The organism is Citrobacter sp. Cf132, assembly GCF_030333885.1.
Classification (GTDB): domain Bacteria; phylum Pseudomonadota; class Gammaproteobacteria; order Enterobacterales; family Enterobacteriaceae; genus Citrobacter; species Citrobacter freundii.
This window is the reverse complement of sequence record NZ_JAOWFA010000023.1, coordinates 40,548-53,273: the sequence shown is the minus strand read 5'-3', so window position 1 is coordinate 53,273 and position 12,726 is coordinate 40,548. Positions and strand designations below refer to the sequence as shown.

At 51.4% G+C, this 12,726-nt stretch carries 14 protein-coding genes; 5 read left to right on the top strand and 9 right to left on the bottom strand.

What is annotated here, in order from left to right:
* The first annotated feature begins 19 nt into the window (after positions 1-19).
* The gene (locus OGV85_RS00765; RefSeq protein WP_016151273.1) at positions 20-1,492 is read left to right on the top strand and encodes a DASS family sodium-coupled anion symporter; all 1,473 of its coding nucleotides are present in this window, start codon (positions 20-22) and stop codon (positions 1,490-1,492) included.
* Positions 1,493-1,531: 39 nt separating this feature from the next.
* Here the strand turns inward: OGV85_RS00765 and tpiA are convergent, their stop codons facing one another.
* Together tpiA and OGV85_RS00755 are read right to left on the bottom strand one after the other, a co-directional pair.
* Complete coding sequence (tpiA, locus tag OGV85_RS00760; protein WP_003028783.1) at positions 1,532-2,299, bottom strand: triose-phosphate isomerase; 768 nt, start codon at positions 2,297-2,299, stop codon at positions 1,532-1,534.
* Between the two features lie 111 nt (positions 2,300-2,410).
* Entirely contained in the window at positions 2,411-3,007 is a 597-nt protein-coding gene (locus tag OGV85_RS00755; RefSeq protein WP_003028785.1) for a YiiQ family protein, read from the bottom strand.
* Between the two features lie 100 nt (positions 3,008-3,107).
* Between OGV85_RS00755 and OGV85_RS00750 the strand changes: the two genes are divergently transcribed.
* Entirely contained in the window at positions 3,108-3,536 is a 429-nt protein-coding gene (locus tag OGV85_RS00750; protein WP_003840502.1) for a DUF805 domain-containing protein, read from the top strand.
* A gap of 63 nt (positions 3,537-3,599) precedes the next feature.
* Here OGV85_RS00750 and fpr read toward each other — a convergent pair whose 3' ends face one another.
* The 4 genes from fpr to OGV85_RS00730 all read right to left on the bottom strand — a co-directional run bounded on the left by fpr (position 3,600) and on the right by OGV85_RS00730 (position 7,963).
* Complete coding sequence (gene fpr, locus OGV85_RS00745) at positions 3,600-4,346, bottom strand: ferredoxin--NADP(+) reductase (protein ID WP_003840504.1); 747 nt, start codon at positions 4,344-4,346, stop codon at positions 3,600-3,602.
* Between the two features lie 95 nt (positions 4,347-4,441).
* On the bottom strand, positions 4,442-5,452 hold the full coding sequence (gene glpX / locus OGV85_RS00740; protein ID WP_003840506.1) for a class II fructose-bisphosphatase: 1,011 nt from the start codon (positions 5,450-5,452) through the stop codon (positions 4,442-4,444).
* Between the two features lie 135 nt (positions 5,453-5,587).
* Entirely contained in the window at positions 5,588-7,096 is a 1,509-nt protein-coding gene (glpK, locus tag OGV85_RS00735) for a glycerol kinase GlpK (protein ID WP_003028792.1), read from the bottom strand.
* Between the two features lie 21 nt (positions 7,097-7,117).
* Positions 7,118-7,963, bottom strand: coding sequence for an MIP/aquaporin family protein (locus OGV85_RS00730; protein WP_003028793.1), 846 nt, complete (start codon positions 7,961-7,963; stop codon positions 7,118-7,120).
* 428 nt (positions 7,964-8,391) lie between these two features.
* Between OGV85_RS00730 and zapB the strand changes: the two genes are divergently transcribed.
* From zapB to OGV85_RS00715, 3 genes are all read left to right on the top strand, one after another.
* The gene (gene zapB, locus OGV85_RS00725) at positions 8,392-8,637 is read left to right on the top strand and encodes a septal ring assembly protein ZapB (RefSeq protein ID WP_088732415.1); all 246 of its coding nucleotides are present in this window, start codon (positions 8,392-8,394) and stop codon (positions 8,635-8,637) included.
* Between the two features lie 92 nt (positions 8,638-8,729).
* Positions 8,730-9,293: a hypothetical protein gene (locus OGV85_RS00720; RefSeq protein WP_231877190.1), complete on the top strand. Its 564-nt coding sequence runs from the start codon at positions 8,730-8,732 to the stop codon at positions 9,291-9,293.
* A 100-nt stretch (positions 9,294-9,393) separates the two neighbouring features.
* A complete protein-coding gene (locus OGV85_RS00715; protein ID WP_048220112.1) occupies positions 9,394-9,783 on the top strand; it encodes a hypothetical protein in 390 nt (129 codons plus the stop codon).
* Positions 9,784-9,819: 36 nt separating this feature from the next.
* Here OGV85_RS00715 and rraA read toward each other — a convergent pair whose 3' ends face one another.
* The 3 genes from rraA to hslU form a co-directional block, all read right to left on the bottom strand.
* A complete protein-coding gene (gene rraA, locus OGV85_RS00710) occupies positions 9,820-10,305 on the bottom strand; it encodes a ribonuclease E activity regulator RraA (RefSeq protein WP_003028798.1) in 486 nt (161 codons plus the stop codon).
* A gap of 92 nt (positions 10,306-10,397) precedes the next feature.
* Positions 10,398-11,327, bottom strand: a complete 930-nt coding sequence (menA, locus tag OGV85_RS00705) for a 1,4-dihydroxy-2-naphthoate polyprenyltransferase (RefSeq protein WP_003028801.1) — start codon at positions 11,325-11,327, stop codon at positions 10,398-10,400.
* Between the two features lie 67 nt (positions 11,328-11,394).
* On the bottom strand, positions 11,395-12,726 hold the full coding sequence (hslU, locus tag OGV85_RS00700) for an ATP-dependent protease ATPase subunit HslU (protein WP_003028803.1): 1,332 nt from the start codon (positions 12,724-12,726) through the stop codon (positions 11,395-11,397).

The following is a 12,726-nucleotide window of genomic DNA, read 5'->3' as shown; positions in this document are numbered from 1 at the left end:
GAAACTCAAGGATTGATTCATGGACAGTTTGACCCCCATCCGCCGCTGGCCTGCCATCATCTCGCTTGTGATTACGCTGACCATCTGGTTTGTTATCCCGTGTCCTCCTGACGTAACCCCGCAAGCGTGGCATCTGCTGGCACTGTTTATTGGTACGATCGCCGCGATTATCGGTAAAGCTATGCCCATTGGCGCAATTGCGATTGTAGCGATTATGCTGGTGGCGATGACAGGCGTTACTAACCCAGGCAAACCCTCGGCGGCATTGAACGATGCATTGAGTGGTTTTTCTAACCAGCTAATCTGGCTGATTGGTTTATCCATTATGCTGTCGCAAAGTCTGTTAAAGACCGGCCTGGGCGCGCGTATTGGCTACGGGTTTATTGCGCTATTTGGTAAAAGAACGCTGGGTATTGCGTGGGCATTAACCCTTGCGGAAACGCTAATTGCACCCGTAACGCCAAGCAATACCGCGCGTGGTGGTGGCATTATCCACCCGGTAATGCGGGCGATTGCGGAGAGCCTCGGCTCGCAGCCAGGCCATGCCGAGAATGGCTCCACGGGCCGTTATCTCGCGCTGGTGAACTACAACATTAACCCGATCAGCTCGGCTATGTTCATCACCGCGACTGCACCTAATCCGTTAATCGTCAGTTTTTTGACAAAGGGGACGGATGGCGTGCTGAACATGACCTGGGGAATGTGGGCTATTGCGGCGCTTCTTCCCGCACTGGTATCACTGGTTGTCATGCCGATTGTAATCTGGTGGCTCTATCCGCCAGCTATCACGCGCACGCCAAATGCGCCGCAGTTTGCGCGGCAAAAACTGGATGCGCTGGGTCCACTTTCTTTGGCAGAGAAAATCACCCTGGGGGTGTTCATTTTGCTGCTCTGTCTATGGGCGGGTGTTCCAGCAATGCTGATGGGCAGTGCCTGGAGCGTAAACCCCACTAGCGCCGCGTTAATTGGATTGTCGATTCTATTGATGGCGGGTGTATTGAGCTGGGATGACATTCTTAAATGCCGCGGGGCATGGGATACGATAGTCTGGTTTGCCGCGCTGGTGATGATGGCGGATTTTCTCAGCAAACTGGGATTGGTAGGATGGCTGGCAACCAGCGTGGGTAGCGCAATCGACCATCTTGGCGTGCACTGGAGTGTTGCGACGCTGTTGTTGATCCTGCTTTACGTCTACTCGCACTACTTTTTCGCCAGCACAACTGCGCATATTACGGCTATGTTCGCTGCGTTCTTCGCCGCAGGCTTAGGCCTCGGCGCGCCGCCAGCGCTGCTTGGTTTAATGCTCGGTTTCTCCTCCTCCTTGATGATGTCGCTCACGCACTATGGCACGGGTACTGCGCCTATTATCTTTGGTTCGGGCTATGTTACGTTGGCGGAGTGGTGGAAAACGGGGCTGGTGATGAGTGTGGTCAACCTGACCATTTGGGGTGTGACCGGCGCCTTCTGGTGGCACTGGTTGGGATACTGGTAGTTAATACAGCGGGAGGAGGGCTCCTCCCGCCTTAACAACTTAAGCCTGTTTAGCGGCTTCTGCTGCTTTAACGATGACTGCGAAGGCGTCTGCTTTCAGAGAAGCACCACCAACCAGCGCACCGTCGATGTCCGGCTGAGCGAACAGTTCTGCCGCGTTAGCTGCGTTTACAGAACCGCCGTACTGGATGATAACTTGCTCAGCGATTTTCGCGTCAGCTTTGGCAATGTGGTCACGAATAAATTTGTGAACAGCCTGAGCCTGAGCAGGAGTTGCAGATTTGCCGGTACCGATAGCCCATACTGGTTCGTAAGCGATAACGACGCCTTCGAATGCTGCCGCGCCCTGAGTTTTCAGAACCGCGTCGATCTGACGTGCACAAACTTCTTCAGTTTTGCCCGCTTCGTTTTCTGCTTCGGTTTCGCCGATGCACAGAACTGGAGTCAGACCCTGCTCTTTCAGCACGGCGAATTTTTTAGCGATCAGCTCGTCAGATTCTTTGTGGTAAGTACGACGCTCAGAGTGACCGATAATGATGTACTGCGCGCCGATGTCTTTCAGCATTTCAGCACTTGTTTCACCAGTGAATGCGCCAGACAGGTTCAGGTCAACGTTCTGCGCGCCCAGAATGATGTGGCTACCGGCAGCGGCGTGTTTCGCCAGGTCGATATACATTTCCGGCGGAGCAATCGCTACTGCACAGCCAGCAACGCCAGCCAGTTCTTTACGCAGGTTAGCAACCAGTTCGTTTACCATGTGGCGGCTGCCGTTCAGTTTCCAGTTACCCATCACTAAAGGATGTCGCATTTCATTTCTCCACGCTTGTCAGCGAATTAAGGAATATGGCCGCCCGTGAGGGCAGCATGGTCTGTGAAACAGTATAGAGATTCATCCCCTGAAAGGCTTTGCTTTTTGTCATCAATTCGCCTTCTCAAGACTTTCTGATAGTACCAGCTTAATCGGTTCAACAGCGAAGGTCAGTCCTTTTTCACCGTTGTCAGCAACAACATAGCGAATTGCGCCTTCTGTTTCAGCGTAATAGCGCTTACCTTTGCCTGCGGCGAGTAGTTTTTGCAGCTTTTTCTGGCTCTGTTCCTTCGTCAGTAGCGGTGCGACGGTGCGGATGACGGCGGTCATGTATTCCAGCGCTTTCGCTTTGGCTGCCTTTTGTTCTGGCCCCTGAATGGGTAACCAGGTTATCTGCATACTTTTGATTTTAAGGGTGCCGCGTTCAAGAGCGGAAGACGCATACAGGTTTTCATTGATTTTACTGGCTGCGCGGGTGAGATTTGCTCGATCGCGACTGCTGTCGATGGCACGGAACTCATTCAGAATAAGCTTCGGATTCTGCGTATTAAAGTTTTCACGAAACTGGCTAATCGACAGGTCAAAGGTCGGCGCGCCCGCCAGTAAATAGGGGGCCGTGGTTGCCGTCGACGGCTCTTCCGCCAGTACCGCAGTGCTCGCGGTTAAGGCTGAAAACAATAATAAAAACAGTGTAAATCCTTGCTTCATCAATCGTACCTTTCATTCTCATTGCTCACGATTAAAACGGTAACCGTCGAGCTTGTCAAAAGGGTAAACTGTTCTGGAAGGTAATAATAAAGGAACTTACATGACCATACAGCAGTGGTTATTCTCATTTAAAGGGCGCATCGGGCGCCGTGATTTCTGGATTTGGATTGGCCTCTGGATCGTCAGCATGCTGGTTCTGTTTTCGCTGGCGAGCAAACAATTACTCGATATTCAGACCGCGGCTTTTTGTCTGGTGTGTCTGCTATGGCCAACGGCGGCAGTGACGGTAAAACGTCTGCATGACCGGGGGCGCTCCGGGGCGTGGGCGCTGTTGATGATCCTGGCGTGGATGCTGCTGGCCGGAAATTGGGCGATTTTACCCGGCGTCTGGCAATGGGCGGTAGGCCGCTTTGTTCCAACGTTGATTCTGGTTGGTATGCTTATCGATCTGGGGGCGTTCATTGGCACCCAGGACGCGAATAAATATGGTAAGGATACGCAGGACGTAAAGTACAGAGCTGACTCGTAGGCCGGATAAGTGTAAGCGCCATCCGGCAAAATGCCCGGGTGTTTACCGGGCATTGAAACGTTCTTACCAGTAGTGCTCTGCGGTCATATGGCCCGGTCGACGGCGCAGGTGTTTGGTCATTTGCCGGGTCTCTTTCAGCAACTGCTGCGTGTCGCGTACCATTTGCGGGTTTCCGCACAGCATCACATGGCTGGTTTCTTTATCCATTGGCAACCCGACTGCTTTTTCTAGCTCACCGCTTTCAATCAACGCCGGTACACGTCCGGTCAGCGAATCTGCGGCTGTTTCACGGCTGACAACCGTCTGGATGCGTAATTTACCTTCGTAGCGTTTTTCCAACGCCTGCATTAGCGGTAGATAGCTCAAATCGGCGGCATAGCGCGCGGCGTGGACCAGCACCAGATTTTTAAAGCGATCCAGGTCCTTGCCTAACTGCAGAATCGACAAATATGGGCCGATAGCCGTGCCGGTCGCCAGCATCCATAGCGTTTCGCAATCGGGGACTTCATCCAGCACGAAGAAACCAGCAGCTTCACTCACCACCTGCACTTCATCGCCAGGCTTCAGTGCTGCCAGACGAGGGCTCAGTTTGCCGTCGGGAACCGTCACCAGATAAAACTCTAAATCGGGGTTATCAGGGGCATTTACGTAAGAATAGGCGCGCTGGACGCGTTCGCCGTCGATCTCAAGGCCAAGCTTAGTGAACTGACCTGCAGTGAAAGGAAGAACTGGAGCTCGCACGGTCAAACTAAACAGGGCATCGGTCCAGTTTTGCACCTTTGTGACTTTGCCTGTTACCCAATCTGCCATGGTTTTCTCCTGTCTGCTTTGATTGCCTTATCTTCGTTCGTTGGACGAAAGATTTCCAGCCCATATGGGCTGGAAGGCTCTATTGATCAAATCAATTACAGGATGTGCGCCTGCACATCGGGATCTTTACGATCGAGGTAGTGAATCGACTGAATGCGACGGATCGTACGTGATTTGCCGCGGATCAGCAGCGTTTCGGTGGTCGCGATATTACCTTTACGGCTAATCCCTTCCAGCAAATCGCCTTTGGTGATGCCGGTGGCGGAGAAAATGACGTTGTCGCTACGCGCCATTTCATCGAGGCGCAGCGCTTTGCCCGCTTCAATGCCCATGGCGGCGCAACGAGCCAGTTCTTGTTCGCCAATACGACGGTTCTCTTCGCTGTCGCCTTTGACGTCATGACGCGCCAGCAAACGGCCCTGCATGTCGCCGTCCAGTGCGCGGATCACCGCTGCGGAAACCACACCTTCAGGTGCGCCGCCAATGCCGTACAGCACGTCAACTTCACTGTCTGGCATGCAGGTCAGAATGGAGGCCGCAACGTCGCCGTCTGGAATAGCGAAGACGCGCACGCCCAGTTTTTGCATTTCGGCGATCGTTTCATCATGGCGTGGTTTGGCCAGAATGGTTACGGTCAGCTCACTCAGCGGTTTATTGAGTGCAGCGGCAACGTTATGCAGGTTGGCTTCCAGTGACAGGTTCAGGTCGATAGACCCTTTTGCGCCTGGGCCGACAATCAGCTTTTCCATGTACATATCTGGCGCATTCAGGAAGCAGCCTTTATCGCCCACAGCCAGTACGGCCAGCGCGTTTGCCTGACCCATTGCCGTCATGCGTGTGCCTTCAATAGGATCGACGGCGATGTCGACCGCATCGCCAAGACCGGTCCCGACTTTTTCACCGATAAACAGCATCGGCGCTTCATCAATCTCACCCTCGCCAATCACGATGGTGCCGTCGATGTTGACCTGGTTGAGCATAATACGCATGGCGTTCACTGCCGCGCCGTCAGCGGTATTTTTATCGCCGCGGCCCAACCATTTATAGCCAGCCAGCGCGGCCGCTTCGGTCACGCGTGAAAATTCAATGGCAAGTTCTCGTCTCATTGCAAACTCGTAGCTGAAAGGAATGGCGCGAAGTGTAGCACAGGGGAGGGGGCGAGATTATTGATGTGTGTGCGGGGTTGCCCCCGCACGAAGATTTTGCCGGATAAGCCAAAGTAGCCATCCGGCAATGACGTATTACTCGTCGTGATCTTCCCATGCCATGGCGCGTTTGACCGCTTTTTTCCAGCCGCTGTAACGGAAGTTACGCTCGGTGGTTTCGATGCCTGGACGGAATTCACGCTCGATGACCGCTTTCTCCTGCAACTCATCCAGATTCTGCCAGAAGCCTACTGCCAGGCCAGCCAGGTACGCTGCACCTAATGCGGTGACTTCGCGAACTTCCGGACGCTCTACGCGGGTGCCCAGAATGTCAGACTGGAACTGCATCAGGAAGTTGTTGGCGACCGCACCGCCGTCAACGCGCAGGGCGTGCAGACGAATACCGGAGTCAGCCTGCATCGCTTCCAGAACATCACGCGTCTGATAAGCGATAGACTCAAGCGTTGCGCGGATGATGTGGTTGGAGTTTACGCCACGGGTCAGGCCGAAGATGGCGCCACGTGCATACGGGTCCCAGTACGGTGCACCCAGGCCAGTAAATGCCGGAACGACGTACACGCCGTTGGTGTCTTTCACTTTGGTGGCGAAATACTCAGAGTCGAATGCATCGCTGATGAGTTTCATTTCATCGCGCAGCCACTGAATGGATGCGCCAGCCATAAATACCGCACCTTCCAGCGCGTAGTTCACTTCCCCGGTCGGTCCGCAGGCGATGGTGGTCAGCAGTCCGTTTTCGGACTTAACGGCTTTCTCACCGGTATTCATCAGCATGAAGCAGCCGGTACCGTAAGTGTTTTTCGCCATCCCTTCCTTTACGCACAGCTGGCCAAACAGAGCTGCCTGCTGGTCACCGGCGATACCGGAGATAGGAATACGAATGCCGCCTTTACCACCAATGTTGGTCTGACCGTACACTTCAGAAGAGCGACGCACTTCTGGCAGCATGGCGCGCGGAATATCCAGCGCATCCAGCATCGTGTCATCCCAGTCCAGGGAGTGGATGTTGAACAGCATGGTACGTGAAGCGTTGGTGTAATCCGTGACGTGTACGCGTCCCTGCGTCATTTTCCAGATAAGCCAGGTGTCCACGGTACCAAACAGCAGTTCGCCGCGACGAGCGCGTTCACGCGAGCCTTCAACGTGGTCGAGGATCCATTTCACCTTGGTGCCAGAGAAGTACGGGTCAATCACCAGGCCGGTGTTGTTTCGGATGTATTCTTCCATGCCATCGCGCTTGAGCTTTTCGCAGATATCTGCGGTACGACGACACTGCCACACAATGGCGTTGTAGATTGGTTTACCGGTCTCACGCTCCCAGACGATGGTGGTTTCACGCTGGTTGGTAATACCGATCGCTGCAATTTCATCGGAACTGATATCGGCTTTCGCCAGAACTTCAACCAGCGTAGAGCTTTGGGTTGCCCAAATTTCCATTGGGTCGTGTTCTACCCAACCTGCTTTCGGGTAGATTTGCTCGAATTCGCGCTGTGAAACGGCAACGATATTCGCATCGTGGTCCATTACGACCGCGCGGGAGCTGGTGGTGCCCTGGTCGAGCGCAACGATATATTTTTTTTCAGTCATAATTTTTGTCCCGTAGTCACATTACAGCGAAGCTTTTTGTTGAGTGTTGGCCGCCGCGTCTTTTTCTTCAATCACGCAGACATCGCACGGTAAATGGCGACCAATCAGTTTGCGATATGCCCATGCGCCCAAAATCGCGCCGGTAATTGGGCCAAACACCGGAACCAGGAAGTAAGGGATATCGCGACCACCTGTGAAGGCAATCTCACCCCATCCGGCCATCCAGGCGAAGAGTTTCGGTCCGAAGTCACGTGCCGGGTTCATCGCAAAACCTGTCAGCGGACCCATGGAAGCACCAATAACGGCAATTAATAAGCCAATCAGCAGTGGTGCCAGCGGACCACGAGGTACACCGTTACCATCGTCGGTCAGAGCCAGAATCAGCCCCATTAGAATAGCGGTAATGACCATTTCAACCGCGAAGGCCTGCACAAAATTGATATGCGGATTCGGATAGGTGGAGAAAGTACCCGCCAGACCCAGGCTTTCGGTAGTGCCACGCACGATATGGTTGGTTTGTTCAAAATCGATGAAAAGATTGTAATAAAGCCCGTAAACCAATGCCGCTGCGCAAAAGGCGCCGGCAATTTGCGAAATAATAAAAGGGACAACTTTGCGTTTATCAAAACAGGCGAACAGCCAGAGTGCGATGGTTACCGCGGGATTCAGGTGTGCACCAGAAACGCCTGCGGTCAGATAGATAGCCATTGCTACCCCCAGACCCCAGATGATACTGATTTCCCACTGACCAAAAGTAGCACCAGCTACTTTGAGTGCAGCGACACAGCCCACACCGAAGAAAATCAACAACCCGGTACCGAGGAATTCAGCAATGCACTGGCCTTTTAAGGTTGAGGTTTGACTCATAATCGGATCCTGAAGAGAGTTTAATGTTTATTGTGTGCGAGAAGGTCACTGACATCCCCGGAGCCGGTAGGCACACTGTTAATTTATCGTTAACGCTCAAAAACGAGAAATATCGAAATTAAAATGTGTGTACTGCATCAACAAAATGAGCGTTTTCGCGCCATTGTGCGGTATTTGTTATACAAAAATAGTGTGAGCTGAATCATTTCACTGATCAATCTGTTAACACTTAAGAGTTATGACAGTCATGTCACCAGGAGAAAGACTAAAAGTGTTGCAAACCGCAATCTGCGCGGGATGCCGCTGGACAGGGATGACGCGGCTTCATACAATCGGTGTTAAGTAGAGTGCGCTCGTTTTTATTAAGGCGTCGCCGGTTATCGGGACGAGGATTTTTATCCATCAACGCCTTGCAATTCAGGAGAGGTATGACGATGTCATTAGAAGTGTTTGAGAAACTGGAAGCAAAAGTACAGCAGGCGATTGATACCATCACGCTGTTACAGATGGAAATCGAAGAGCTGAAAGAAAAGAACAACTCACTGTCGCAGGAAGTTCAGACTGCACAGCAGCAGCGTGAAGAGCTGGAGCGTGAGAACAACAACCTGAAAGAACAGCAGAATGGCTGGCAGGATCGTCTGCATGCCCTGCTGGGTCGTATGGAAGAAGTCTAATTCTGATTTCTTTAAAAAGGCATCCATAATGGATGCCTTTTTACTATGTAGAGATTAGGATATCGTAACTTTTAAATTTCAAAGAATACGATATGACAAAAAGAAACGATATTATTGATAATTCGGATCGATTTATCACCAGTGATATTAAATATGGCCTTATCTATACAGAGAATCTAGGATGGATTGATTTAGGCCATGCTAATCCAGCAGGGGCTGAAAGATTATGGTTTGAAATGATAAGAGCTCGTGGTGGTGATAGCGAATTTTATGAAGTAAATTATCATCAAAGTATGTCCAAAAACATTCATGGCCTAAATATTAATACTGGTATATATCGTAGATTTATGGTGCGACGAGGATTACCGGAACGAACCTTACAAGGTATTGCTTTATCGATATTCTTAGGTACGTCACATCGCTTCGAATCCTTGCAGGATTTTTGGCCTTACGTATATTTAACGGATAGTGGCTATAGTGCTGAAGATTTGGTATCGAACTTATTTGGTTTTTACCAAGCTGTAAATTATGCAGATTACACCTCTCGTCTTCAGATCTGTTCGAAAGAAAAGGCTTATCGTATCTGGGACTTCTATGGTCCTGTTGGTGAGTTTAAAAACAAAAGCGTTATCCGTTACTATTTCCTGACCCAATAGATAAGGATAAGAAACATGAACCCTACTCAGGGGAATTACCTTTATTTATGGATATAATAAAACCTGTTGCGAATCCAAATTATGTTCGGGAACTCCGCATATGAAGTTCAGGAAATCAGGTTTTATTATTGTATTTATGATTTTAATTTCGCTACTTTATTGCTGTTTCATGTTGAGCATCTTTACAGAAAAAATCTATACACAGCAGAATTTATTATTCTATCATCTGCTAACACCGAAACCTCTTAAACAGGTCCCAAGGGTATCCAGCGACTGGTTTTTTGTAAGCTATTCAGATGAAGGTAGCCATCTTCAACTCAGTGAAATAATTTTTATCGGAATACAAAAGAGTGACGTTCAGATAGCTGTGGATAAATTAAATGCTTATATCGAAACTTATCCTGCCAGTCGTGAGATGATGAGCGTCGTTGCCGAAGAAAAAAATGAAAAGTATGATATTAAAGTCATTCATTACGAATCAAATGAATGAAAAAAAGGCCATCAAATTTGCTGATGGCCTTTTTACTTACTCGATATCAAGCGGGTCTTCGGAGAGGATTATCCCGGTGTTGTCGGCGTACAGGTGGTCGCCAGAGAAGAACGTTACACCGCCAAAGTTGACGCGCACATCGCTTTCTCCAATACCTTCCCCTGCGGCACCGACCGGAATTGCGGCAATCGCCTGAATGCCGATATCCAGTTCTTCCAGATCGTCTACCTGACGGACTGAGCCGTAGATGACCAGACCTTCCCATTCATTCTGTACGGCCAGTCGAGCCAGTTCGGCATCGACCAGCGCACGACGGACAGAACCACCGCCATCGACCAGCAGAATGCGACCACGGCCGTTTTGTTCGAGCAGATCGTACAGCAACCCGTTGTCCTCGAAACATTTTACCGTGATGATTTGTCCGCCAAACGACGACCGTCCTCCAAAGTTAGAGAACAGTGGTTCCACGACGTTGACATCTTCCTGATAGATGTCACAAAGCTCGGATGTATCGTATTTCATAGGCTCAACGTTCAGTTGCTGCGAGAATTTTTAGTATATCGCGCTATGTGTACTGTTGGCAAAATCATCAATTGTTAATTGATATTTGTCAGTTAAAGAGACCACTGACTTAAGAAAATTCCAACGACAAACAGCAGGTTAGTTAACAATGCCGCTTTTACGGTGCGTTCCAGCATTGGGCGCATTGCCGCAGGATCCATCTCACGCATCACGTATCGCGCCTGTTTAATCAGCAGCGGAGCGGCGAGGATAAACAGCCATCCCCACAGGCTTTGCAGTGAGAACAGGTTAAACAGGGCCAGGCAGACCAGCGTGCCCATCAGCAGACAGGCGTGGTAGCGGCGGGCATTGACAGCGCCTAAACGCACGACCAGCGTGTTCTTGCCGTTCTCTCTGTCGCTGTTGATATCGCGCAGATTGTTGACGTTGAGCACGGCAGTTGCCAGCAGGCCGCAGGCGGTAGCAGGCAGAATGAGCGCCGGAATCAACGTATGCGCCTGCAGATACCAGCTTCCCATAACGCTCAGCCAGCCGAAGAACACCAGCACGGAAATATCGCCCAGACCGATATATCCGTAAGGGCGATTGCCTACGGTGTAGGTGATTGCGGCGATGATCGACAGGCCGCCGAGCACCAGGAAGCCGACAAAATCTGCCAGCGTGTGGCAGGCCACAGCAACCAGGGCCAGACCGGACAGGCAGATCAAGACCACGGTGACGATCAGCGCCCGCTTCATCTGCTGTTGGGTGATGACCCCTTTTTGCATACCGCGCAGCGGTCCTATGCGGTCGGGCTTGTCGCTGCCTTTGACGGCATCGCCATAGTCGTTAGCGAGATTGGACAGAATTTGCAGCAATCCCGCCGTAATCAATGCCAGCAGAGCAACCAGCGGATTGAAGTATCCTTGCCACCATGCTAATGCCGTACCGACGATGATCGCCGCGAAGGCGAGCGGTAAGGTCTTAGGTCGTAAACTTTCCAGCCAGGCTTGTGAGCGGCTAATTTGTTGTTGTTCAGTCATATTTAGCGCCAATAAAAATGGGGCTTTATCAGCCCCATCAACAGTGATGAAAATGCATTGAACGCGATTATAGGATAAAACGGCTCAGATCTTCATCTGCGACCAGCGCATCCAGATGTTTGCTCACATATTCGGCATCAATTGTGATGCTTTGGCCGTTCAAATCGCTCGCATCATAGGAAATATCTTCCATCAGACGTTCCAGAACGGTATGCAGACGACGTGCACCGATGTTTTCGGTGGTTTCGTTAACCTGCCAGGCCGCTTCGGCAATGCGTTTAATACCGGATTCAGTGAAGTTGATGTCCACACCTTCAGTCGCCATCAGCGCTTTGTACTGGACGGTGATGGAGGCATTCGGTTCGGTAAGGATACGCTCAAAATCGCTGGTGGTCAGCGCCTGAAGTTCCACACGAATCGGCAGACGACCCTGCAGTTCCGGGATCAGGTCGGACGGTTTCGCCACCTGGAATGCGCCAGAGGCGATAAACAGGATGTGATCGGTTTTCACCATGCCGTGCTTGGTAGACACCGTGCAGCCTTCAACCAGCGGCAGCAGGTCGCGCTGTACGCCTTCGCGGGACACGTCCGGGCCGGAGGATTCACCGCGCTTACAGATTTTGTCGATTTCGTCGATAAACACGATCCCGTGCTGCTCAACGGCGTCGATAGCTTCTTGTTTCAGCTCTTCCGGGTTCACCAGTTTGGCCGCTTCTTCTTCAATCAGCAGTTTCATCGCGTCTTTGATTTTCAGCTTACGCGGTTTTTGCTTCTGACCGCCCAGGTTCTGGAACATGGACTGCAGCTGGCTGGTCATCTCTTCCATTCCCGGAGGCGCCATAATTTCAACGCCCATCGGTGCGGCCGCGAGATCGATTTCGATCTCTTTATCATCCAGTTGGCCTTCACGCAGTTTTTTACGGAACGCCTGACGCGCTGCAGAAGGTTCCTGCGGCTGCTCTGACTGTCCCCAGTTATTTTTAGCCGGTGGGATCAGCACGTCGAGAATGCGCTCTTCCGCCATCTCTTCAGCGCGGAAGCGGTTTTTCTCGATTGCCTGAACGCGAACCATCTTAATGGCAGCATCGGTCAGATCGCGGATGATCGAGTCAACTTCTTTACCAACATAGCCAACTTCGGTGAATTTGGTTGCTTCAACTTTGATGAACGGCGCGTTGGCCAGTTTTGCCAGGCGACGGGCGATTTCGGTTTTACCGACGCCGGTCGGGCCAATCATCAGAATGTTTTTCGGCGTGACTTCATGACGCAACTCTTCGTTGAGCTGCATACGACGCCAGCGGTTACGCAGGGCAATCGCCACGGAACGCTTAGCGTTATCCTGGCCGATGATGTGTTTGTTCAGTTCGCTGACAATTTCGCGTGGGGTCATTTCAGACAT